Origin of the sequence: Oerskovia enterophila (genome assembly GCF_001692445.1) — a bacterium.
Classification (GTDB): domain Bacteria; phylum Actinomycetota; class Actinomycetes; order Actinomycetales; family Cellulomonadaceae; genus Oerskovia; species Oerskovia enterophila.
Map to the genome: position 1 here is coordinate 22,920 of NZ_MAQA01000033.1, position 22,132 is coordinate 45,051.

Below are 22,132 nucleotides of genomic sequence, written 5' to 3' on the forward strand. Positions count from 1 at the left end.
CTGAACGGTCCCTCGGTGTCTTCTGGACCCGGGGACGCCAGAAGGGCGCGACCCGTGGGTCGCGCCCTTCGTCATGCACGCTGCTCCGGGGATCAGGGTCGGCGTGACCGCGAGGTCACGCCGACCCTGAGCACTCTCTGGAGCGGTCGAGGCCTCAGCCGCAGCTGATCGCCTCGTACCCGGCCTCGAACGGCGTCGTGACCTTGACGCCGTCGATGACCGCAGTGCCCGTGACCGTCGCCGCGCCGGCGCCGATCGAGACCTCGCGCGAGTTGAACGACTGCGACGCGGACTTGCCCGGCGCGACGTTCTTGAACGTCTTGGTCCCGAACGGCGTCTCGACCACGACGTCGGCCTTGACGTCACCGTCGTTGACCGCGCGCACCGAGACCTGCGCCTTGCCCGACACGCAGCGCGACTGCGCCGTGACCGAGAGCTCGACCGACGCGTCCAGGGTGGAGACCCCGACCGTCTGCCAGCGCTTGGCCGCCGTGGCGTTGTGCAGGTGCAGCAGGAGCAGCTCGCCCGTGCCCGCCTCGGTGGCCGCGGCCGACCGGTTGACCGTGACCGGTGCGTCGTCGGCGCCCACGAACAGGAGCTGTCCGCCGCCGCTGAACCAGTACGCGGGGTCGTACGGGTCGCCCGTGAACGGTCCGACCCGGTCGATCGACTGGTCGGGCTGCGTCCCGTAGTACGAGTACGTCGCGACCGTGAACGACGGCACGGTGCCCGGCTCGATGCCGAGCTCGCCGATCGCGATCGGCACCACGAGCACGTTGCTGTCGAAGACCGACGTGTCGACGTTCGCCCAGACCGAGTTGACCGGCTCGAGCAGCACGCCCTCGCCCGCCCCGTACTCCTCGCCGTCCGGACCGGTCCAGTCCTTGAGCGTGTACGTGGTCGCCAGGGTCAGGTCCGACTCGTTGTACTTGCGGACCACGGTCTCGAACTCGGCCGAGCCGTCACCGTCCACGTCGGTCTCGACCGACGGGAACATGACCCCACCGAGCGAGGCCCAGTCACCGTCCATGGCCACGCCGATGCCGATCCGCCCCGCGCCCGGGTCGTCGCCCGCGGCCGCGTACTGCGGCGCGCTCGACGTGAAGCCGACAGCGCGGATGTCACCCGACGCGACCGCCGAGGCCGAGGAGCCTTCGGCCGCGTCGGCCTCGAGCCGCGGGCTCGTCGCCTTGAGCTCGAACGGCGCCACGAGCGACGTCCAGCCGCCCGAGGCCACGCCGCGTCCGTCGAGGTCGAGCTCGGCCGACGTGTCCTGGTTCAGGAACGTGACGTCCTTGCCCGTCAGGTCGCTCACGAGCTTCGGCGCTGCCTGGACCGGGACGCGCAGCTCGCTGCCCGACTCCGGCGTCAGGACCAGGCGACCGGTGAGCATGCCGACGAAGTCGCGCGGCACCCCCGAGGTGGTCGCGGCCGACGTCGGGTCGAGCTGCTTCGCGAGCGTCGCCGGGTCGGCCGTCAGGGTCAGCGTGACCGTCCGGGTCTGCCCCGCGGGGATCGTGAGGTTCGCGGGCGAGACCGTGACGGTCGCGCCCCCTGCGGAGCTCGACGTCGTGAACGCCGCCGCGTACTTCACGGTCTGCGAACCCGTGTTCTGCACGTCGACCGTGCGGCGCTCCTTGACGGTCTTGTCCGCCACGGGCACGAGCCCGTACGACACCGAGACGAGCTCCTTGTCCTGCGCCGAGAAGGCGAGGGTCGAGTTCTTCACCGCGTCGACCGCGTCCACGCGCCCCGACCCCACGCGCTCGGGGCCGTACGCCGTGCCCGTGCCGCCCTGACCCGTCCACACGTCGTGCGAGGCCGTGTTCATGACGGCCGTCTTGACCTGCTGCGCGCTCCAGCCCGGGTGGGCCTCCTTGACGAGCGCCGCGATGCCCGCCACGTGCGGGGTGGCCATCGACGTGCCCGACTTGATGCCGGGCTGCGTGAGACGACCCGAGGCCACGGACGAGATCCCCGTGCCCGGTGCGGCGACGTCGGGCTTCACGACGCCCAGCGAGCCGTGCACCCCGCGCGAGGACCCCGCGTTGAGCGTGTCCCCGATCGCGGGGATCTCGACGAACGACGAGTTCGCGAGCGACGGGCCCAGTGTCAGGACGACGCCGCCCGCCTCGATCGCCGGACGCAGCGCGTCGTGGCTCGGGCCCGTGAGCTGCGCGCCCGGGATGCCCGCGTTGCCCGCGATCCCGGCCGCGAAGACCTCGAGCTCGGAGGACAGCAGGACGCCGACCGCGCCCGCGGCCTGCGCGTTGTTGAAGCGCGCCGCGCTCCCGCACGCCCGCGTGGCGTCGTCGTCGTCCCAGTAGAGGAACGCGATCTTGCCCGCCGTGGCGGTGGCCTGCGCCGGTGTCAGGGGCGTGCACCCGCTGACCGTGGCGCCCAGGAACGCGACCTCCGCGGTCACGTCGGCGGCGCCCGCGTAGCTCTGCGAGTTCTGCGCGGGATAGGAGCCCGCGACGCCCGCCGGGGCCGTGACCTCGACGCCGTCGAACGTCTGGGTGTTGCCCACCGAGTTCGCGACCGTGAGCGAGGTGCGCGCGTTGCCGGGCGAGCCCCCGACGTCGGTCACGTCGCCCGCGTTGCCCGACGCGACGACCGCGAGCGTGCCCAGGCGCGAGAGCTGGTCGATGAACAGGTTCTCCGGGTCGTCGGCCGGGCTGTTGTCCGAGCCGAGCGACAGGTTCACGATGTCGAGCCGGTCGGACAGGTCGCCGTCACCGTCGGGGTCGGCCGCGAACTCGAGCGCGTCGACCACGACGTTCGTCGAGCCGCCGAGGTCACCGAAGACCTTGAGCGCGTACAGGCCCGACTCGGGGGCCGAGCCCGGCCCGACCGTCCAGTCGGAGATGTCGGTGAGGGTCGTGTAGTCGCCGTCGAACGTCGTCCCGTCAGCCAGGACGCCGTAGCCGCCCGTCGTGCCCGCGACGTGCGAGCCGTGACCCGAGCCGATCGTGTCGAGCGAGTCGATGGGGTTCTCGTCCGGGGTGGGGATCAGCGACGTGCCCGGCACGGTGCCCGACGCGTCGTAGTCGTACCCCGCGAAGTCGTACCCGCCGAGGTACTTGGCGTCGTCGAACGTCCCCGCGGGGACGGGACCCTGGCCCTTGACGCCGTACGCCTCGTCGTAGGCGGCCTGCGTGCCCGGGCCGCCGAAGCCCGCGTGCGTGTAGTCGATGCCCGTGTCGATGATGCCGATCCGGACGCCCTGCCCCGTGTAGCCCGTGCTCTGCCACGCCTCGAGGGCCCGCGTGAACGCGTCGGTGCCCTTGTTGGAGGGCGTCTTGGGGACGATGCGGTAGACCGTGACGACCTTGTCGTCACCTGCCAGGGCCCGGACCTGCTCGGCGTCACCCGTCACGACGACACCGGGGACGAGCTTGCTCGTGACCGACACCTGCTGGGGCGCGCCCGCGGCACGGGCGCTGCGGGCGTTCGTCTGCGCGGGGACGACGCTGTCCGCGAGCTGCTCGACGACTGCCTGGTTGTCCTCGACCTGCGCGGCGCTCGCGCCCTGCTCCGACAGGTCGACCCCCGAGGGGGTGTCGAGCTGGACGAACGCGGTCACGGTCCCGGAGGACTCGGCGAGCGACGGGGCGACCTTGCCCTGGTCGAGCGCGAGCGACTCCGAGGACTGCGAGGTGAGGGTAGGGCCGGACGGGCCGGCCGGGTCGGACGGTGCGGACGCGGCGGGCAGCGCTGATGCCGCGACCACCGCCAGTCCAGAGACTGCAGCTAACAACGAACGGTGCTTCATCGACACTCATTTCCCCGGTACGGACCGGTGGCGTTGAAGGTGCTTGGTGTTTCCCCCGTTGCGGTCGCCGACGGCTGTGTGCAGACGACCGTGCCTGCACGCTATAGGGGAAGCCGTGCGACCGCGCGTCACGCGGGCCCGGGGCAACAGATCCGGGGGCTGTGGGTGAACACAGGGGACAAACGGGACACGACTCCGACCTACCCCTAGGATCGGTGCGGGGGCGTGGGACGAGGTTGTCCCGCTGTCGGTCCTCACCCACGTGTCGGTCCTTCGCGAGGTCGCGAAAGGCTCCCGGCCCACGCTGTGAAGGAGCACCACATGTCACGACGCATCACGCGCTTGGCCGCCGTCTCGGCGGTCGTCCTGGTCCTCGGGGGGATCGGTGGGGCACCGGCCCTCGCGAGCGGTCCCGACCTGACGTCGCAGGGATTCCCCACCGACGACCAGGTCTGCACGGTCATCGCGCAGCCGACCCCGGCCGGGCAGGACATCGCCCTGACCCCCGCGCCCACGACCGCGTGCTTCGACACGCTCGGCGAGGCGCTCGAGTCGGTCTCGGGGGAGCCCGTGACGGACCTGCGCGTCCTCGCGGGGGACATCACGGCCCTGCGGGGCTACGCGAACGAGCAGGCGGCCAAGGCGGCGGCCGCGCCCCAGGCGGCGAGAGCGGGCACGGTCACGACCGCCGCCGCCAGCTCCATGATGCTGGGCATCGCGTACAAGAACACCAACCAGACCGGTGGCGCCAAGGTCTTCTACGGCAGCAGCGGCTACGGGTGCATGACGGGCAACACCTACGGGTTCCCCAAGATGTCGGCCTACCTGATGAACAACAACATCAGCTCCATGGCGACGTACGCCCGGTGCTGGTCGACGCTCTACGACGGCGAGAACTACTCGGGCACCACGACCAACTGCGTCCCGCTGTGCACGAGCCTCGGGTCCATGAACGACCGCACCTCGTCGATCGTCTTCCGCCCGGAGGGCAACATCGGCTGACCGGGACTCACGCCTGACCGCCGGGCACGTCGCTCGAGTAGCGGCGTGCCCGGCCGTGTCCCAGGCGGGCCGGCGTCGTGACCGTCACGACGACGTCGCGCCCGATCCACCGTCGCAGGGCATGCGCAGCCGAGCCCGCTGCGGGTCCTCCCGACCCGGACGTGCCGCCCGGACCGTGGCCCGACGGCGCCCCGCCCGCGGGTGCGTCCGGCACCACGGTCAGGTCGATCGTCCCGTCGGCGCGCTGGTGGAGCTGCCAGGCCGCGATCCCGGCCGCCTGGAGGACCTGGGTCGCGTCGACCGAACCGAGCCAGCGCCCGTCGGCGTGCAGGTAGCGCACGGGCGAGCGCCCCTCGAGGTCGTGCAGCTCGACCCGCCCACCGGGCCCGTGGGGACGGACGAGCCGTGCGCGGTCTCCCGTGCGGTAGCGCAGGAGCGGCAGGTAGGGGTTCTCGTCCGTGGTGACCACGACCTCGCCCGGCGACCCGTCGGGGACGGGCGTGCCGTCGTCGGACAGGATCTCGACCCAGACACGACGCGGCACGACGACGAACGGGCCGTCGTCCGCGCGCGAGGCCACCGCGCCCGTCTCGCGCAGGCCGTACAGGTCGATCACCGGGACGCCCCACGCGGCCCGCAGGCGGGCCCGCGCGGGCGGGGTGAGGTGAGCGGCCCCGCTCACGACCGCGACCGGGTGCAGCCCGAGCCCTTCGCGCGCGTCGAGGTCGGCCAGCGCCAGCAGCGGGAGGGGTGAGCTGCTGAGGACCTGCGGGTCGGTCCCGCGCAGGAACGTCGAGCGGTCGGCCGGGTCCCGCCACGCGCCGGGGTCGAGGTTCACGCGCGCCATGAGCGGCACGGCGACGTCGCTCGCGGCCCGACCAGAGGCCGCGTCGAAGCCCGTCATGGCCGACGCGTACGTGAACGCGGCCCGCTGGTCGACGAGGTTCACGAGACCCAGCCGGTCCTCGCGCGGTTCCCAGGCTGCGCCGGCGCCCCGGACGAGGAGGTGGAGGAGCGCGAGGTCGGCCGCGACCGCGACGGGGTGCAGCGGGACGACCACGGCCGCCCCGGTGCTGCCCGAGCTCGTGCCCTCGAGGACGCGCGACAGGTCGACGTCGACGGGCACGAACGACGCGAGGTCGGCCCGCAGGTCGTCACGGGTCACGGGGGGCAGGTCGGTGAGCGGGGAACGAGCGAGGCTCCGGCGCTGGTCCCGGGCACGCCGGTAGCGCGGGACGACCGTGTGCGCGCGCTCGACGAGGTCCGTGACCCACGCGGGGACGTCGCGCCCGGCCGCTGGGTGGGGGGTGCCGGTGCGGAGCGCTGTGCCTGGGCCGGCGTCGTCGCGGCCGTCGTCCCTGGTCCCGGCATCTCTGCCGCTGTCGGCCCCGGCGAACCGGCGCGCGGTCGCGGCGAGCACGGGCAGGTCGTCGGCCGTGAGCCGGTCGCCCGTCGCGTGCACCCAGACCGGTGCCGCCGGGTGGTGACGCAGCGCGTCGAGGCGAGCGGCGCCGTCGGGCGTGAGCGTGGGCCAGCGCTCGGCGTCGTCGAGGGCGACGTTGCCGAACGGTGCGTACTCGCCGAGCAGCGCGTCCGGGACACCGCTGGGAAGGTCGGGGGACCGGGGTGCGTCAGGGGCGGGGGTCACGGGACTCCTCGACGGGTGAGGGACAGGTCGTCGTCGGTCGTCGCACTGTACGTGAACGGTCGGGCTGCTGGGGTGGCGGGGCTCGATGGGCTCGCGCTCTGCGACGCGCTCACGAGCGCGGCTCGCCCCCCTGGCCCGCGCGACGCCTCAGTAGTTCGCGTACTGCGCGGCGGCCTCGGCCGCGCGCTTGGCCGCGAGGGCCTTGGCGAGCTCCTCCGAGCGCCGGACCTCCTCGGCCATCTCCCGGTCGACGCGACGCTGCTCGACCGTGCTGACCGCGGACCACCGATCCTCGGCGACCGCGTCGCTCTCGCCCGCGGGGCGCAGCCGTGCCGCGCGCAGGAAGGCGCGCGCGGCCTCCTCGCGCCCCTCGGGGGACGAGACCCAGGTCTGCGGGTCGCGCACGGGCGCGAGATCGTGCGCGAGGGCGTCGACCACGGCGAGGAGCCAGGCTGCGGGGCCGTCGGGCGCGGCCTCCCGCAGGTGGGGCAGGCGCGTGAGCTCGGGAGCGCGCACGAGCCAGACCGCGATCCCGGCCCCGGCGCGCGAGGCCGCGGGCGCCCCCGCCCCGCACGTGCGGTCGAGCGCGGTGCGGGCGTGCGCGTCGAGCTGCCACCAGCCGGGCACGCTCAGGGCCAGGAGGTCGACGGCGTCGCCCACCAGGGCGGGCACGTGCACCCCGGGGTCGAGCACGTCGGGCGGCGTGAGCGTCAGGCGCTGCACGAGGACCGCGAGGGCGGGGCCCTCGACCGTGGGCCGGGAGGATCGGGGTCCGACGGAGCCGACGGGCCCGGCAGAGGTGGTGTCAGCGGGCACGGTCCGCTCCCTTCGTGGTCCACAGCGTGCGGGAGAAGTCGCGCGAGAAGCGCACGAGGTCTTCGGTCGAGCTCACCGCGAACGTCCGGTAGCCGGGCGCCCAGCCGGCGACGCGTCGGGCGAGCTCGTCGCTGCCCTGCAGGACCAGGCTGCCGCCGCCCCCTGCGGCCCGGACGGCGCGCGCCGCGAGCGTGTCGTCGGGCGCGGCTCGCGGTGCGGAAGGGTCGAGCGGCCAACCGCCCAGGTGGTCGAGGAACATCGAGCTGATCCCGTCGTCGGAGATGACCGACACGTGCGCGGGTCGGGTGCGCACGGGCGGGGCGCCCGTGACGGGGTCGCCCAGGTGGGTGCGTTCGAGCAGGGGGACCGGGAACGAGGTGCCGCCGCCGAAGTGCGCGACGATCGCCGCGAGGATCGCGTCGGCGTCGCGCGTGAAGCCGTCGGTCCCCGCGATCTGCCCGGGTCCGCTCCACGTCGTGGCCTGGACGCGTGCCCCGGCGCGCAGCGCCGACAGGGCCAGGACCGCCCCGGCCAGGGCGATGGGCGCGAGCCGCTGCTTGGGGTCGGGCATGGACCCCGACGAGTCGAGGTAGAGGTCCAGGTCGTACGGGCGCGGTGCGGGGTCGTGCCCGTCCTGCTGCTCGTGCACGCGGCGCACGGTCGTGACCCCCGGGACGATCACGGGCGAGCGCAGCACGGTCGCGGCCCAGTCGACGTCGGCCAGGTCCTCGCCCAGGTCCCACTGCTCGTGCCCGCCGAGCAGCTCCTCGTCGACCGGGGAGTCCGTCCGGACGGGGAAGGGGACGAGGAAGCGCATGGCGTGCTCGCGGTACCAGCGTGCGGCGGACTGCGCGCTCGACGTCGTGAGGCCGAGCAGCCGCAGGACCGCGTCGTAGTGCGCGGGCGAGATGGCCTGGCCCAGGGCGTCGGCGGCCCCGGTCGTGTCGCTCGCCGCGACCGGGAGGGGACGCTCCTCGTCCGGGCCCGACGGCGTCGCGCCCGTCACGCGCGGATCGACCGCGGGGTGCAGCACGGGTCGTCCGGGCGTGGGGTCGGTCGCGAGGCCCGCGGGCACGGCTCCCGCGGGCTCCGACTGCGAGCACAGGATGCCGTGCTGCCCGCCGGAGAGGGCTGCGCCGCTCCCGCCGTCCGCCGCGGGACCTGCTCCGTCGGCCGAGCCCCCCGGCGCGGCGCCCGGCTCGTCGGACGGCGGGGCCACGAGCAGCGGGCGGATCAGGGCGGCGAACCCGCCCGCACCCCCCACGGGGTCGTTGGCGTAGGCCCGCACGAGGCGCGCGCACAGGCTCGCCTCGCGCTCGGGCACCGGGTGGTCGGGATGGGTCAGCGTCCCGCGGGGCAGGCCCCAGAGGATCTCGTCGGTCCGCATGACCATCTGCGCGAGCGGTGCCCGCCCTGCGCCGAGGGCCGCGAAGATCGCCGCCATGTCGAGGCCCGCGCGCCGCTGCAGGCGGTCGTTGACCAGCAGGTCGGACCAGAGGTTCGCCATGGCCCCCGCGAGCGGGTCCAGGTCGACCAGCCCGTCCCGGACCCGCGAGAGGATCCGGGCGCTCGTCGTCAGGTCGCCGGGGGACAGCAGGTGGTGCCCGATCTCGTGCGCGAGCACCGCGACCGCGTGGTCCTCGAGCCCGCGCTCGGCGATGTCGTCGAGGTCGATGTGCACCTCGACGTCCACGGTCGAGAACCACGCGAACGACCCGACGTCCTGGGGCCGGTCGTCGCCGTGGTGCAGCACGGGCGCGTGCAGGCGGGTCTGCGTGCCCCAGGCGGCCAGGGCCTCGGGCCAGGCCGCGAGCCACCGGTCGCGGAGCCTCGTGCGCGACGGTGCGTGCCGCCTGCCGGCGCCGGGCACCGGGGCGAGCGACGCGGAGCCGCCCGCCGCCGTCGGGCCCGGCGTGGGCGTACCCGTCATCGGGGCGCCCGTACCAGGTCGAGCGAGTACGAGTGCTCGCGGCTGACGAGCGTCAGGTGGGTCGAGGGCGTGAGCGTCGAGGCCTGCCCGGTCACGTCGTCGAGCCAGGGGACGCCGGCGGGCGGGGTGCGGTCGGTCGCGCCCGGGGCAGGCCGTTCCTCGGCCCCCGGGGCGGCGCGCAGCGCGGCCCACCCGTGGACGTCGCACACGAGCGTCCAGTCCTCGGCCTGGGGCCGGGCCGTGCGGACGGCCCACAGCAGGCCGGGCTCACCGGGCAGCGGCCCGACGACGAGCGGCAGCGTGAGCCACGGACCGCCGAACCCGCGGAAGCCCCCGAACCGGCTGACCGCGGGGGCCGCGCCGTGCGAAGCGGCCGCGGCCTGCCCGGGCCACCACCACGGGTCGTTCGCGTGCCGCTCGAGGACCGCGCCGACGTCGGTCCCCGGGGCCAGGTCGAGCGCCGCCGCGGCGACGGGCGAGGGGAGCGACGCCGCGGCGCGCAGCGCGGCCTGCCGGTAGCGGACGAGGCCGCTGCGCCACGCTGCGACCAGGACGACGTCGCGGACGGTGGCGGCAGGCGAGCCGGGCGCTGCGAGCCCCTCGGACGCCGGCCCGCCGCGGGCCGCGAGCGTCGCGGCTCCTGCGACCTCGGCCGCAGCGGACACACGCCGTCCCCAGCCGGTCGCGTCCCCGCGCGCCGCGACCGGGCGCGCCGCGTCCGTGAGCGCGGCCACCGTGACGGCCGGGGCAGTGCGCAGCCACGGCAGGACCTGGGGCGCGAGCGCGAGGACCGCCCACCGCTCGGCCGAGTCGGGGCGCCACCGGCGAGCCGCCACGCACCGCGTCGCCGTGGACACGAGCGCGTCCACGACGCCCGCGAGCTCGCCGGCGTCGAGCGCAGGCGCGAGCCCGTCGACGACCGGGCGCAGCTCGCGCACGGCCGCGGCCACGTCGTCGCGGTCCGCACCGAGCGCGACCGCGCGCGCGAGCACCGCGTTGAGGTGGTCGCGCTCGCGCACCAGGTGCTCCGCGAACGGCGAGCGCGTCGGGGAGTCCTCGCCGGGCCCGGGGCCGCTGCCGTCGTCGGGGTGGCGAGCGTTCACTGACCGCTCCAGCGCAGCCACGCGAGGTAGTTCGTGTAGCGCTGGTGCGCGTACTTCAGGACCAGGGCGTCCTCGTAGACGTTCCCGTGCAGCTTGACCGCGTCCTGCCACAGGGACAGCAGCCCCTCGATCTGCGCGGTGCGCCGCAGGACCTCGGCCTCGCCCAGCCCCTCGAGGCCCGCCTCGACCGCCGAGAGGATCTCGGCCACGGGGTCGTCCTGGTCGAGCCCCGCGGCGTCGTACTGCTGGCAGGCCGTGTCGAACAGGTCCCGGATCCACGAGACGCGGTCGGCGCGCAGGGGCTCGCGCTCCTCGTCGTCGAAGGGTGCGGACTGCAGGTCGGGGACCAGCTTGTCGTGCAGCACGAAGGGGAGCACCGCGCGCAGGTCCGCGAGGTCCACCTCGGCGTTGCCGCGGAAGAACGCCATGGCCTTGGCGTACGAGATGAGCGACTGCAGGGCCCGCACCGAGAGCCCGTTGAGGGTCTGCGCGCCGATGTCGCCCAGCCGGTCGCGGCCCGTGTCGGCCGCGGCCAGGAGGTGCGGGTCGATCCCCGCGAGCTTCGCGGTGTCCTTGGTGCGGTACTCGAACTGCCACGCGGCCCGCTCCAGCACCTCGAGCTGGCTCGCGAAGAACTCCAGCCGTCGCCGCACCGGGACCGGGATGCGCACCGCGAGCACGTCGCGGTGCAGGCGGTCGTGCTCGTCGGCGTCGAACACGATCTCGGGGGGCACGTTCTCCTCGGGACGCACCCCGCGCTCGGCGCGCGCGACCAGGTCGCCCAGGAAGCGGTTGTTGAACGGCAGCGCGTGCACGACGACGTCGATCCGGTCCCGCAGCGCGTCGACGACCTGGTAGGTCCCACCGCCCGCGTCGTCGTTCGCCGTGAGGTACCAGGCGGCGGCACCCGTCTCGTAGACCTGGTCGTAGACCTCGACGTAGCCGTCGGCCAGGACCGTCAGGAGCGCCGACTGCGTGCGCGTCGGGATGCGGTTGTACTCGTCGACGATCTTGACGCGCATGCCCAGCCACGCGCGCCACGCGACGTCGACGTCGGCGAGCGAGTCTGCCTGCACCAGGTCCTTGGGCAGGGGCGTGCCGAACAGGTCCGAGACCGTGAGCTGCGGGTGCCCGTGCTGCATCGCGCGCCGCACGTCCCGGACCGGGTAGCCCGCGAGGACGCCCATGAGGACGGCGCTCGCGGTCTTGCCGCGCCCCGGGCCGCCGACCATGAGGCAACGGCCCCGCACCGCGAACGTCAGCAGAGGGAGCAGCACGAAGCTCGAGTACGACTGGTCGCTCGGCAGGTTCAGGCGTGCCCGGGAGTCCCCGAGGCGGAACGAGACGTCCGGGGCCGTGGGGCCGGCCGAGAACTCGACGTCGTAGTGCGGGCTGATGATCGCGTGGTTGACGACCCAGAAGTACGCCTGGCGCAGCTTCTCGTCGAGCGGCGCGAACGTCGTCGAGCCGTGACTCGTCCCGGCTGTGCCCGGGACGCCGGACACGGGCGTGCGGAACAGGTCCGCGACGTCCAGGTCGAACGGGTTCGTGGCCGCCGGCCCGGGGCGCGTGGGAGCGGAGGAGACGTGGTCGAGGTCCTGCTGCTCGGCGGGGGTCACGGAGCGATTCTGCCAGGAGAGTGCGTGGGTCTTCGCCGTGACGTAGAGGGTTCTCGTCGAGAAAGAGGTCTGGGGACCTCTACCTCGACGGAAACCCTCTACCTCGTCGATCTACCTCGACCGTGCGGCGGAGGTCCGCCTCCTCCCGAACGCCTTGGCGGCCTCGACGAGGAGGAACACCACGACCGAGAGCCCGAGCGTGATGCCCCACTCGCGCAGCCCGATCGGCGCCGAGCCGAACCACGAGTGCATGAAGGGCGCGTAGACGAACACGGCCTGCAGCGCGACGAGCGCGCCCGCCGAGTACCAGACCGCCCGGTTGCCCCGCAGGACCGCGAACGTGATGGACGACCGGTCCAGGAAGCGGCAGTTGAACAGGTAGGCGAGCTGGCCGAGCGCGAGCATCGTCACGGCCGTGGTCTGGGCCTCGGGGACGCTCATGCCCTGGTCGCGCTCGACGAAGTACACGGCCATGGTCGCGCCGCCGATGAGGACCGAGACGAGCAGGACCCGTCGCAGGTAGGCCGCGGTGAGGATCGAGGCCTTGGCGTCGCGCGGCGCGCGCGACATGATGTCGGGCTCGGCGCGCTCGTTGGCCAGCGCGAGAGACAGCGTGACGGCCGTGACCATGTTGATCCACAGGACCTGCACGGGCTGGAGCGGCAGTGCCCACCCGAGCAGCACCGCGACGAGGATCACGAGCGACTGCGCGCCGTTGGTCGGCAGCAGGAACAGGACCGACTTGCGCAGGTTGTCGTAGATCCGTCGCCCCTCCTCGACGGCCCGCTCGATCGTCGCGAAGTTGTCGTCGGCCAGGACCACCTCGGCGGCCTCCTTGGTCGCCTCGGTGCCCTTGATCCCCATCGCGACGCCGACGTCGGCCTGGGTCAGCGCGGGGGCGTCGTTGACGCCGTCGCCCGTCATGGCCACGACCTGCCCGCGTGACTGGAGCGCCGAGACGATGCGGATCTTGTGCTCGGGGCTCGTGCGCGCGTAGACGTCGACGTCCTCGACCACCGCGCGGAGCTCCTCGGTGCTCATGGCCTCGAGCTCGGCACCCGTCAGGACCTGGGGCGCAGGTGCTCCGGCCCCCGCGCCGGTCGGTGGCACGATCCCCATCTCGCGGGCGATCGCGAGGGCCGTGCCCGAGTGGTCGCCCGTGATCATCTTGACCGTGATCCCGGCGTCCTGGCACTGGGCGATGGCCTCGATCGCCTCAGGGCGGGGCGGGTCGACGATGCCGACCAGTCCGACCAGCTCGAGGCCCGCGTCGACGTCCTCGGGGGAGAGCGTCGTCCGACCAGGGGCCGCACCGGCGCGCGCGGCGGCCAGGACCCGCAGACCCTGGGCGCCGATCGCGTCGATCTGCTCGTACCAGAGGTCGCGGTCGAGCGGCTCGGGCCGCCCGTCCGCACCGGTCTGGGTCGCGCACCGGTCGAGCACCCGGTCCGGGGCACCCTTCACGAGGACGTGGAGACCGCCGTCGGGGTCCTGGGTCAGCGTGGCCATGTACTTGTTCTCGGACTCGAACGGGACGAGCGCGACGCGCCGCCACCCGGTCGGGTCGAACCCGGCCTTGAGGCCCAGGGTCCGCAACGCTCCCTCGGTCGGCTCGCCCACGAGCCGCCAGCCCGGCGCGTCGCCCTCGCCGGCGTCGTCCTGTCCACCCGGCCCGTCGGCCCCCTCGGGGCCCCGGTCCTCTCCCTCCACGGTGGACCGGACGATCCGGGCGTCGTTGCACAGCGTCATGACCTCGGCCAGGCGCCGCACGTCGGCGTGCTCGGCCAGCAGCGCGGGGGAGCCGTCGAGGTCGACCTCGCCGTCGGGCGCGTAGCCGATCCCCGTCACGGCGTACTCGTGCGCCGCGGTCCGCACGGTGCGGGCCGTCATCTCGTTCTTGGTCAGCGTCCCGGTCTTGTCCGAGCAGATCGTGGTCACCGAGCCGAGCGTCTCGACGGCCGGGAGGCGGCGCGTGATCGCCCGTCGTCGGGCCATCTGCTGCACGCCCAGAGCGAGCGTGATCGTCACGAGGGCCGGCAGGCCCTCGGGCACGGCCGCGACCGCGAAACCGATCGCCGCCGAGATCAGCTCGGGGGTGTCGAACCCGTGGACCACGCGCCCGATGACCACCATGACCACGGCCATCACGAGGATCAGGACCGCGAGCTTCTTGCCGAACGCGTCGAGCGTCCGCGACAGGGGGGTCTCGAGCGAGTCCACCTCGGAGATCAGGGTCTGGATGCGGCCGATCTCGGTCGTCTCGCCCGTCTCGACGACCACGCCCGTGCCCGTCCCCGCCGAGACGAGGGTGCCCGAGAACAGCATGCTCGACCGGTCGCCCACCCCGGACCCGGCGGGGACGGGGTCGCTCGACTTGGACGCAGGGACCGACTCGCCCGTGAGCGCCGACTCGTCGACCCGGAGGTTGACCCCCTCCAGCAGCCGCAGGTCGGCCGGGACGCGGTCGCCCGACCGGACCCGCACGACGTCGCCCGGGACCAGGTCGTCGGCGTCGATCTGCGTCCAGGCGCCGTCGCGCCGGACCTGCGCGTGGACCGAGAGCATGCTGCGGATGCCGTCGAGCGCCTTCTCGGCCCGGCCCTCCTGGACCAGCCCGATCGCGGCGTTGATGACCGCGACCGCGAGGATCACCGTGAAGTCGATCCAGTCGCCCACGATCGCCTTGAGCACGGCCGACACGAGCAGGATGTAGATGAGGACGTCGTCGAACTGCGAGAGCACCCGGCGCCACCAGGGCGTGCGCGCGGGCGGGGCCAGCCGGTTGGGGCCCACCTCGGCGAGCCGCGTCCGGGCCTGGTCGGCCGTGAGCCCCTCGTCGCTCGACCCGACCTCGGCCAGCACCGCCCGTGGCGGGAGCGCCCAGGGCGTCGGCTCGGCGGTCGCGGTCGCGGTGGGGGAGTCCGAGGCGCTCATGCGTCCATTCAAACCCCGCGGGCCCGCGACCACGCGGCGAGCCGCCGGGGTGGGACGAAGCGTTCCACGGCCCCTCGGCCCCGCCGGGCGCGGCGCCCGGGGACCTCCTACGGTGAGGGAGACGTCGCGCAGGTCGCGCGACCGTGAGGAGGACGTACCGTGCTGGTCTCCACCATGAACGATGTCCCGGGCCGGACCGTGCAGCAGGTCATCGGCGAGGTGACCGGGCTGACCGTCCGGTCGCGCAACGTCGGCGCGCAGATCGGGGCGGGGTTCAAGTCGATCGTCGGCGGCGAGCTCAAGGGCTTGACCAAGCAGCTCCAGCAGTCACGCGACGAGGCCGTGGCCCGCATGGTCGAGGAGGCCACGGCGCAGGGCGCCAACGCGATCCTCGCGATGCGCTACGACAGCGACGAGGTCGGCAACGGCTATCAGGAGATCGTGGCGTACGGGACGGCCGTGGTGCTCGCGCCCTGACGGCGGGGGTGCGCCCGAGGGGCGCTCGCGGCCCGGCTCAGTAGGCGTCGGTCCCGGCCTGCGTCATGGGCGCGGCCACGGCGCGGGGCGTGGCGAGCAGCGGCCCGACGGCGTCGATCGCGCGGGCGAGCCTGCTCGCCCGGTCTCCGCGCACCTCGAGCCACGGCACGTCCTGCCCGGCCAGGACCTCCCGGAAGCGGTCCTGCATCGCGTGGCGGATGTGCTCGCCGTCGCGCAGCCCGTCCTGGACGAACGGGATCTCGTCGCCCGTGAGGAGGTAGAGGTCGGGACGGCGGGTCGCGGCGAGCGCCTCCACGCTCGCCGACCGTGAGCCGACGTAGCGCTCGTGCCACAGGGTCGTCGCGAGCACGTCGGTGTCGCACACGACCAGGGGGACCGGGGTCAGGGCCGCGGCCTCGTCCTCGCGCCGGGCCTGCTCCCGGGCGACGAGGTCGAACTCGGCGGTGTGCCACGGCGCCTCGAGCCCGCCCGGCCGGACCTCCGACCACTCGCGGCCGAACTCGAGCACGGGTTCCAGGCGGTAGTGCTCGGCGAGCTCGGTGGCCAGGGTCGTCGAACCGGTCGACTCGGCACCGAGCACCACGACGCGGCGCGCGAACCACGCTCGGACCGAGGCGGGCAGCGCCCACCAGTGCGCCCCGGGGTCGGCGCGGACCGCGGTCCCGGACACCGAGACCACCGCGCGGCCCGGGTCGACCTGGACCCACTCGGCGTCGAACCGGCGAGCCAGCTCGACGCCGTACCGGTCCGACGTGAACACGGCGTCCACGGGGGCGTCGGCGGGGTCGAGGAGCGACTCCATGACCTTGACGTGCTCGGCCCACGCGTCGGGGCTCGCGTAGTCGACCGGGGCGTCGTCGAGCCCCGTGACGACGTGCGCGCCCGGCACCTCGGCCCGCAGCCACCCGGCGCGGACCTTGCCCGGGATCGACTCCTGCGAGGCCGTGAGCACCTGGACGGTCACGCGCTCGCACCGCGACAACGCCGTGCGCACGAGGTTCACGTGGCCCGCGTGCACGGGGTAGAACTTGCCGATCACGAGGCCGTGCGCGAACCGGGTCATCGGGCGTCCTGCCGGGCCGCGGGCGCGGCGCCGTCGGGCTCCGTGGGCGTGCCCGCGCCCGTGCCCGTGTGCGTGCCGGCGCGCAGCTCGGCCGACCAGTCGCGCAGCCCCAGCGCGCACAGGCCGATGAAGCCCACGTAGAGGACGGCCGTCAGCCACAGCCCCTGGCTCGCGTAGAGGCCGACGAGCATCACGTCGGTCACGATCCACACCCACCAGCTCCCCACCCACTTGCGCCCCAGCATGAGCTGGGCGACCAGGCTCGTCGAGGTCGTCAGGGCGTCCCAGAACGGCACGGTCGAGTCGGTCCACGTCGACAGGACCCAGACCAGCAGCGCGGTCGCCGCGGCGGCGCCCACCGCAGCGGCGGGCCAGACCCACGCGGGGGTCCGTCGCACGGTCAGCGCACGGTGCGCCTCGCCGCCGCGCACCCACCAGTACCAGCCGAGCGCGCCCAGCACGAGGTACACGACCTGGAGCCCCGCGCCGGCGTAGAGCCCCGTCGAGGCGAACAGGACCACGTACACCGCGTTGTTCGCGAGACCGATCGGGAAGGTCCACACGTTCTGCCGGACGGCCAGCCAGACGCACAGGGCGCCCGTCACGAAGCCGATGATCTCCTCGATGCTCACCGGGACACCCTAGGGGCACCCGGGGGGCGGGGCGGGCGACGGACCCTTCTGCGAGCGGCCCGCCTCCGGGGTTACCGTCGGTACGCACGGTCCTGCACCCCTGATCCCCCGCTCGAAGGAGCCACATCATGGCAGTCCGCACCGCACGCACCGCATGGAACGGCACCCTCCAGGAGGGCACCGGACAGGTCGAGCTCACGAGCTCCGGCGTCGGGACGTTCGACGTCAGCTTCCCGCGCCGCACGGCCGACGCGGCCGAGGGAGTCACGAGCCCCGAGGAGCTCATCGCGGCCGCGCACACCTCGTGCTACGCGATGCAGCTCTCCGGCGTGATCGGCGCCGCGGGCGGCACGCCCCTCGCGCTCGACGTGTCGGCCGACGTCACGCTGACCCCGGACCCTGCGGGCGGCCTGCGGATCTCCGCGATCGCCCTCACGGTCCGTGGCGAGGTCGACGGCCTCGACGAGGCCGGCTTCCTCGAGGCGGCGGAGACGGCCAAGGCCACGTGCCCGGTCTCCAAGGCGCTCACGGGCACGACGATCACGCTCGACGCGACCTACGAGTCCTGACCCGGAACCTCCGAGTCCTGACCCGGACCCCGCGGGCCGCCGGGCGCGAGGAGGGCGGCTCGACCGAGCAGCCCGCACCACGCGCCCGGCGTGCCGCGGCTCGCGGCCGCCGACCCTAGTGCGGCAGCAGCGGCGGGCTCTGGGTCCCGGCACCCTCGACAAGCCCGTCGACGACCTCGGTGACGGTCGACCGGGCGTCGTGCGACGGTGCCCAGCGCAGCAGCCGGCGCGCCCGCGACGCGTCGAGGACCGGTACCGCGAGCGCGACGTCGAACCAGCCCGGGTCGAGCGGGACGGCTCGTGCCGCCCAGGCCAGGGCGACCAGGCGGCGCAACGACGTGGGCGAGACCTCACGGAGCCGTCCCTGCGAGACGATCGCGGCGACGTCGGGCCCTGAGAGGACCTCCGGAGCGGCGACGTTGAACGTGCCCGCGTGGCGCCCCACGAGGATCGCGCGGTAGGCCTCCGCGAGGTCGTCCGCGTGGACCACCTGGAGCCGCATCCCGCGCGGCCACACGAGCGTCGGCAGGAAGCCCTTGCGACGCAGCGGCAGGGGCAGGAGCCGCCCGAAGAACAACCGGGACACCTCGCTCGCGGCGTCGCGCTGGAACGTGAACGGTGCGCGCACGCGCGTCACCACGACGCCCGGGTGAGCGGCCGAGAACCGGTCGAGGAGCTCTTCGACCTCGACCTTCTGGGCGCTGCTGACCGACCCCGCGATGCCCGCGGTGGGCCAGTACTCGTCACGCGGGACGTCGTCGAACGCGGGCGAGCACGCGCTCGCGCACGACGCGACGACCAGGTGCCCCACCCCCGCGCGCGCCGCGGCCGCGGCGACCCGTCGAGTGCCCTCGACGTTGACGCGGGCCAGCTCGTCCCGGTCGTGCGCGGGATCGATCGCCCACGCGAGGTGCACGACGGCGTCCGCGCCCACGAACGCCCCCTCGAGCCGCGAGGTGACGACGTCCTCCGGGTCCCTCAGGTCGCACCGCACCCACTCGGCGGTGTCGAACGGCGGGACGACCGTGCTCGAGCCGTCCGCGCGCGGCACCCGGCTCGCGACCCCCACGACCGAGGTCACGACCGGTTCGACCGCGAGCCGGCGCAGCAGGGCCGACCCGACGTTGCCGCTCGCACCGACGATCACGACGCGCATGAAGTCTCCTCTCGTCGCCCGTTTTCCCAGGCTACCGACGATGGGCCGCCTCGGCCGGGGGACGTGCGACCTTCACCCGGACGGCAGGGGACAAGGTGCGCTCCCCGGCGGTCCAACGGAAGATCGACGGGAGGCTGCCGCGGCGTATCCCGGTGGGCCTCGCCACGAGAGGACCCGAAGGTGCAGATCACGTTGGACGCCGTCCAGGTCGAGGGCCGGCGCGCGCCGATGCTCGAGGCCACCACCCTCAGCGTCTCGTCGGGCGAGTGCGTGCTCCTCGCGGGCGAGCCCGGGCACGGGCACACCGCGCTCGCGCTCGTCGCGACCGGGCGCCTCGCGCCGTACACGGGGACGGTCACGCTCGTGGAGGACGACGGCTCGACCACCACGTCCACGGCCGAGCTGCGTCGTGTCACGGCCGTGGTCGACGTGCCGGGCATCTCCGAGCCCGACGAGGCGCTCACGGTCGGCGACGTCGTCGCCGAGGAGCTCTCGCTCGCAGGCCGGCGGTCGCTGCCCGGCGACGCCACGCGGTGGCTCGCCGACCACGACCTGCTCGACCGTCGGGGCGAGCGCATCGACGCGCTGCACGGCGCGGTGCGGACCGCGCTCCTGTCCTCGCTCGCGTCCGAGCGCAGGGACGTCCGGTTCGTCGTGCTGACGCTCCCCGACCGGCACAGCGGCGAGCCGTCGGGCTGGTGGTCGGTCGCGGAGTCCCTCGCCTCGCTCGGGTACGGGGTCCTGGTCGAGTGCACGCGGTCCTCGGCCCGTGACCTCGGGGCGGAGCTGCCCCCCGCTCGCGGTGCGGACGCCCTGCGGGCCGCGCCCGTCGAGGCGTTGCGGACCCGGCCCGAGCCCGCGGTGCTCGCACCGGTGGGCGGTGGTCCCGAGGAGGAGGGCGTCGAGGAGACCGACCCGACCCGGCTCTTCGACCGCGAAGCCCCCGGCCGGCACCAGGCCACCGGCGATGCCCCTGGCGGTGCCGAGCCGCCGGCGCCCGCCGGCGCAGCGGACCCTGTCGTGCCCGTCGTGCCCGTCGTGCCCGTCGAGCCCGACGCTCCCGCCCCCGGGAAGGAGACCGACCGATGACCGCCATCCGCCTGGGCATCTCGGAGCTGCGGCGCATCAGCGCGGGCACGCTGCCGAAGCTCGCGATCCTCGCCATGATCGTCATCCCGACGCTCTACTCGGGCCTCTACCTGTTCGCCAATGAGAACCCGTACGACAAGCTCCAGGAGATCCCCGCGGCCCTCGTGGTCCAGGACCGCGGCGCGACGGTCGAGGACGCGGCCGACGGCACGTCGACCCAGACCAACTTCGGTGACGAGGTGGCCGAGCAGCTGCTCAGCGGCGACGGCGGGTTCGGCTGGGTCGAGACGAGCCAGGCCGACGCCGAGGTGGGCGTGCGCTCCGGGCGCTTCGACGCGGCGCTCATCATCGGGCCGACGTTCTCCGAGGACCTCGCGTCCTCGGGCAAGTTCGAGCCGCAGCAGGCGAGCCTGATCCTCATCACCAACGACGCCAACAACTATCTGGCCGCGACCATCGCCGACACGATCGTCGGCAAGGTCCGCGACTCGATCGCCGAGCAGGTCGGCACCGAGGCCGCGGACACGTTCCTCAAGGGCTTCGCGTCGATCCACACCAACCTCGCGAGCGGGGTCGACGGCGCCCAGAAGCTGGTCGACGGCGCCACGCAGCTCTCGGACGGGACCGTCCAGCTCGTCGACGGCACGGCCCGGCTCGCCTCGGGGGCAGGGGAGGCCGCGAGCGGTGCGTCGCAGCTCGCGACGGGGGCCGACGAGCTCGCGACCGCGAGCGGAAGGCTCTCCTCGGGCGCGGCCACGCTGTCCGACGGGCTCGACACGCTGCGCAGCAAGACCGCGAGCCTTCCGTCCCAGACGCAGGAGCTGGCCGACGGTGCGCAGCAGGTCGCGGACGGCAACGCCCAGGTCGCGGGCTACGGGCAGGAGGCGGCCGCGGCGGCGAGGGACGTCGTCGGGCAGCTGGGGAACGCCCAGACGGACGTCGCGGCCGTGCTCGCCGAGCTCGTCGCCTCGGGCGAGCTCACCCAGGAGCAGGCGGACCGGATCCTGCCCGTGGTGACCCAGGTGATCGACGACGTCACGCCGCGCGTGGAGGCCGCCGCGACCCAGGTCGAGGGCGCGTCGCAGAAGCTCGACGAGCTCAGCTCGGGCTCGGCGCAGGTCGCGGCGGGGGCAGCGACCCTCGCGGGCGCGACCCCCGCGCTCACGCAGGGCATCGCGACCGCAGCGTCGGGAGGCGACCAGCTCGCCTCGGGCGCGGCGCAGCTCGACGCGGGCGCGGACACGCTCGCGAGCGGGGCGGGCACGCTCGCCTCGGGCACGGCCCAGGTGTCCGACGGCGCCACGGAGCTGGCGTCCTCGAGCGTGACCCTGCGCGACGGGACGGGCGAGCTGCTGTCCGGCATGACCGAGCTGCGGGACGGGCTCGTGGCAGGGCTGGGCAAGATCCCCGACGTCGACGAGCAGACGCAGGAGGACACCGCGAAGACGATCGGCAACCCCGTCGAGGTCAAGAAGGACACGATCGCCAACGCCGGGACGTACGGGGCAGGGCTCGCCCCCTTCTTCATGTCGCTCGCGGCGTGGATCGGGGCCTACGTGCTCTTCCTGCTCGTGCGTCCGCTGTCGACCAGGTCGCTCGCGGCCGGACGGCCCGCGTGGCAGACCGCGCTCGGCGGGTGGATCCCCCCGGCCGTGATCGGGATCGCGCAGGTCGCGCTCATGTTCACGGTCGTGAAGTTCGCGCTCGACATCGACCCCGTCTACGCCGTGGGGACCGCGGTGCTGCTGGTGCTCGCGTCCGCGACGTTCGTCGCGATCCTCCAGGCGCTCAACGTCTACCTGGGGGCCGTGGGGCAGTTCCTGGGGCTCGTGCTCATGCTGGTCCAGCTCGTCACGGCCGGCGGGACGTTCCCGTGGCAGACGATCCCCGAACCGCTGCGCTCGCTGCACCGGTTCCTGCCCATGTCCTACACGGTCGAGGGGCTGCGGCAGCTTCTCTACGGCGGGGACCTCGCGACGGTCGCGCGCGACGTCGGGGTCCTGCTCGTCGTGCTCGCGGTCGCGCTGCTCGCGACGACCTATGCGGCGTACAAGCAACGGGTCTGGAGCCCGTCGAGGCTGCAGCCCGAGCTCGTGCTCTAGCGATCGGTCCCGGTCCGCGGGGCCGAGATGCGGCGGACGGGGGTCGGACCGCCGGGACGACCCCCGTCGGCCGCATCTCGCGGCGGACGGGAACCCGCGTGCCGCCATCGGCTCGGGGCGCAGTGCCGCGCAGTGCCGGGCACAGTGCCGTGACGACGGTCCCGGGATAGGTTCGGACCCACACCCTGTCCCCCCG

15 protein-coding genes are annotated in these 22,132 nt (G+C 74.2%); 5 read left to right on the top strand and 10 right to left on the bottom strand.

From position 1 onward, the window contains the following. Positions 1-154: 154 nt before the first annotated feature. A complete protein-coding gene (locus OERS_RS13495; RefSeq protein WP_083201460.1) occupies positions 155-3,775 on the bottom strand; it encodes a S8 family peptidase in 3,621 nt (1,206 codons plus the stop codon). Between the two features lie 321 nt (positions 3,776-4,096). On the opposite strand from OERS_RS13495, the gene OERS_RS13500 reads away from it, so the two are divergent. After that, the gene (locus OERS_RS13500) at positions 4,097-4,777 is read left to right on the top strand and encodes a hypothetical protein (RefSeq protein WP_068626177.1); all 681 of its coding nucleotides are present in this window, start codon (positions 4,097-4,099) and stop codon (positions 4,775-4,777) included. A 7-nt stretch (positions 4,778-4,784) separates the two neighbouring features. On the opposite strand, the gene OERS_RS13505 is transcribed toward OERS_RS13500, so the two are convergent. From OERS_RS13505 to OERS_RS13530, 6 genes are all read right to left on the bottom strand, one after another. Next, positions 4,785-6,425 carry an AMP-binding protein gene (locus OERS_RS13505; RefSeq protein ID WP_068626180.1) on the bottom strand — a complete coding sequence of 547 codons (1,641 nt, stop codon included), beginning with the start codon at positions 6,423-6,425 and terminating at the stop codon, positions 4,785-4,787. 147 nt (positions 6,426-6,572) lie between these two features. Further along, a complete protein-coding gene (locus OERS_RS13510) occupies positions 6,573-7,241 on the bottom strand; it encodes a hypothetical protein (protein ID WP_068626182.1) in 669 nt (222 codons plus the stop codon). After that, positions 7,231-9,171, bottom strand: a complete 1,941-nt coding sequence (locus OERS_RS13515; protein WP_068626184.1) for a hypothetical protein — start codon at positions 9,169-9,171, stop codon at positions 7,231-7,233. The genes OERS_RS13510 and OERS_RS13515 overlap by 11 nt, the downstream gene beginning before the upstream one ends. Then, positions 9,168-10,274, bottom strand: coding sequence for a hypothetical protein (locus OERS_RS13520; RefSeq protein ID WP_068626186.1), 1,107 nt, complete (start codon positions 10,272-10,274; stop codon positions 9,168-9,170). Before OERS_RS13520 ends, OERS_RS13515 begins: the two co-directional genes overlap by 4 nt. Continuing rightward, on the bottom strand, positions 10,271-11,893 hold the full coding sequence (locus OERS_RS13525; RefSeq protein WP_068626188.1) for a MoxR family ATPase: 1,623 nt from the start codon (positions 11,891-11,893) through the stop codon (positions 10,271-10,273). The genes OERS_RS13520 and OERS_RS13525 overlap by 4 nt, the downstream gene beginning before the upstream one ends. 111 nt (positions 11,894-12,004) lie before the next feature. Further along, positions 12,005-14,827 carry a cation-translocating P-type ATPase gene (locus OERS_RS13530; protein ID WP_068626190.1) on the bottom strand — a complete coding sequence of 941 codons (2,823 nt, stop codon included), beginning with the start codon at positions 14,825-14,827 and terminating at the stop codon, positions 12,005-12,007. Positions 14,828-14,986: 159 nt separating this feature from the next. Between OERS_RS13530 and OERS_RS13535 the strand changes: the two genes are divergently transcribed. Further along, positions 14,987-15,304: a YbjQ family protein gene (locus tag OERS_RS13535; protein WP_211268485.1), complete on the top strand. Its 318-nt coding sequence runs from the start codon at positions 14,987-14,989 to the stop codon at positions 15,302-15,304. Between the two features lie 37 nt (positions 15,305-15,341). Here the strand turns inward: OERS_RS13535 and OERS_RS13540 are convergent, their stop codons facing one another. Both OERS_RS13540 and pnuC read right to left on the bottom strand, forming a co-directional pair. Continuing rightward, positions 15,342-16,388 carry an AAA family ATPase gene (locus tag OERS_RS13540; RefSeq protein ID WP_068626192.1) on the bottom strand — a complete coding sequence of 349 codons (1,047 nt, stop codon included), beginning with the start codon at positions 16,386-16,388 and terminating at the stop codon, positions 15,342-15,344. After that, positions 16,385-17,020, bottom strand: a complete 636-nt coding sequence (gene pnuC / locus OERS_RS13545) for a nicotinamide riboside transporter PnuC (RefSeq protein ID WP_068626194.1) — start codon at positions 17,018-17,020, stop codon at positions 16,385-16,387. Before pnuC ends, OERS_RS13540 begins: the two co-directional genes overlap by 4 nt. A 128-nt stretch (positions 17,021-17,148) precedes the next feature. Here pnuC and OERS_RS13550 point away from each other — a divergent pair, with 128 nt between their 5' ends. Then, positions 17,149-17,589, top strand: coding sequence for an OsmC family peroxiredoxin (locus OERS_RS13550; protein WP_068626195.1), 441 nt, complete (start codon positions 17,149-17,151; stop codon positions 17,587-17,589). Between the two features lie 115 nt (positions 17,590-17,704). Here the strand turns inward: OERS_RS13550 and OERS_RS13555 are convergent, their stop codons facing one another. Beyond that, a complete protein-coding gene (locus tag OERS_RS13555; protein WP_068626198.1) occupies positions 17,705-18,745 on the bottom strand; it encodes an NAD-dependent epimerase/dehydratase family protein in 1,041 nt (346 codons plus the stop codon). 180 nt (positions 18,746-18,925) lie between these two features. On the opposite strand from OERS_RS13555, the gene OERS_RS13560 reads away from it, so the two are divergent. Both OERS_RS13560 and OERS_RS13565 read left to right on the top strand, forming a co-directional pair. Then, on the top strand, positions 18,926-19,834 hold the full coding sequence (locus OERS_RS13560) for an ABC transporter ATP-binding protein (RefSeq protein ID WP_068626200.1): 909 nt from the start codon (positions 18,926-18,928) through the stop codon (positions 19,832-19,834). Further along, complete coding sequence (locus tag OERS_RS13565; RefSeq protein WP_068626203.1) at positions 19,831-21,936, top strand: YhgE/Pip domain-containing protein; 2,106 nt, start codon at positions 19,831-19,833, stop codon at positions 21,934-21,936. Before OERS_RS13560 ends, OERS_RS13565 begins: the two co-directional genes overlap by 4 nt. The last annotated feature ends 196 nt before the right edge of the window (positions 21,937-22,132 follow it).

Bases quoted from the DNA above. Each gene is read 5' to 3' on its own strand.
- OERS_RS13500 (WP_068626177.1), top strand. From the start codon at position 4,097: ATGTCACGACGCATCACGCGCTTGGCCGCCGTCTCGGCGGTCGTCCTG.
- OERS_RS13565 (WP_068626203.1), top strand. From the start codon at position 19,831: ATGACCGCCATCCGCCTGGGCATCTCGGAGCTGCGGCGCATCAGCGCG.
- OERS_RS13550 (WP_068626195.1), top strand. From the start codon at position 17,149: ATGGCAGTCCGCACCGCACGCACCGCATGGAACGGCACCCTCCAGGAG.
- OERS_RS13495 (WP_083201460.1), bottom strand. From the start codon at position 3,775: ATGAAGCACCGTTCGTTGTTAGCTGCAGTCTCTGGACTGGCGGTGGTC.
- OERS_RS13540 (WP_068626192.1), bottom strand. From the start codon at position 16,388: ATGACCCGGTTCGCGCACGGCCTCGTGATCGGCAAGTTCTACCCCGTG.
- OERS_RS13515 (WP_068626184.1), bottom strand. From the start codon at position 9,171: ATGACGGGTACGCCCACGCCGGGCCCGACGGCGGCGGGCGGCTCCGCG.
- OERS_RS13555 (WP_068626198.1), bottom strand. From the start codon at position 18,745: ATGCGCGTCGTGATCGTCGGTGCGAGCGGCAACGTCGGGTCGGCCCTG.
- OERS_RS13530 (WP_068626190.1), bottom strand. From the start codon at position 14,827: ATGAGCGCCTCGGACTCCCCCACCGCGACCGCGACCGCCGAGCCGACG.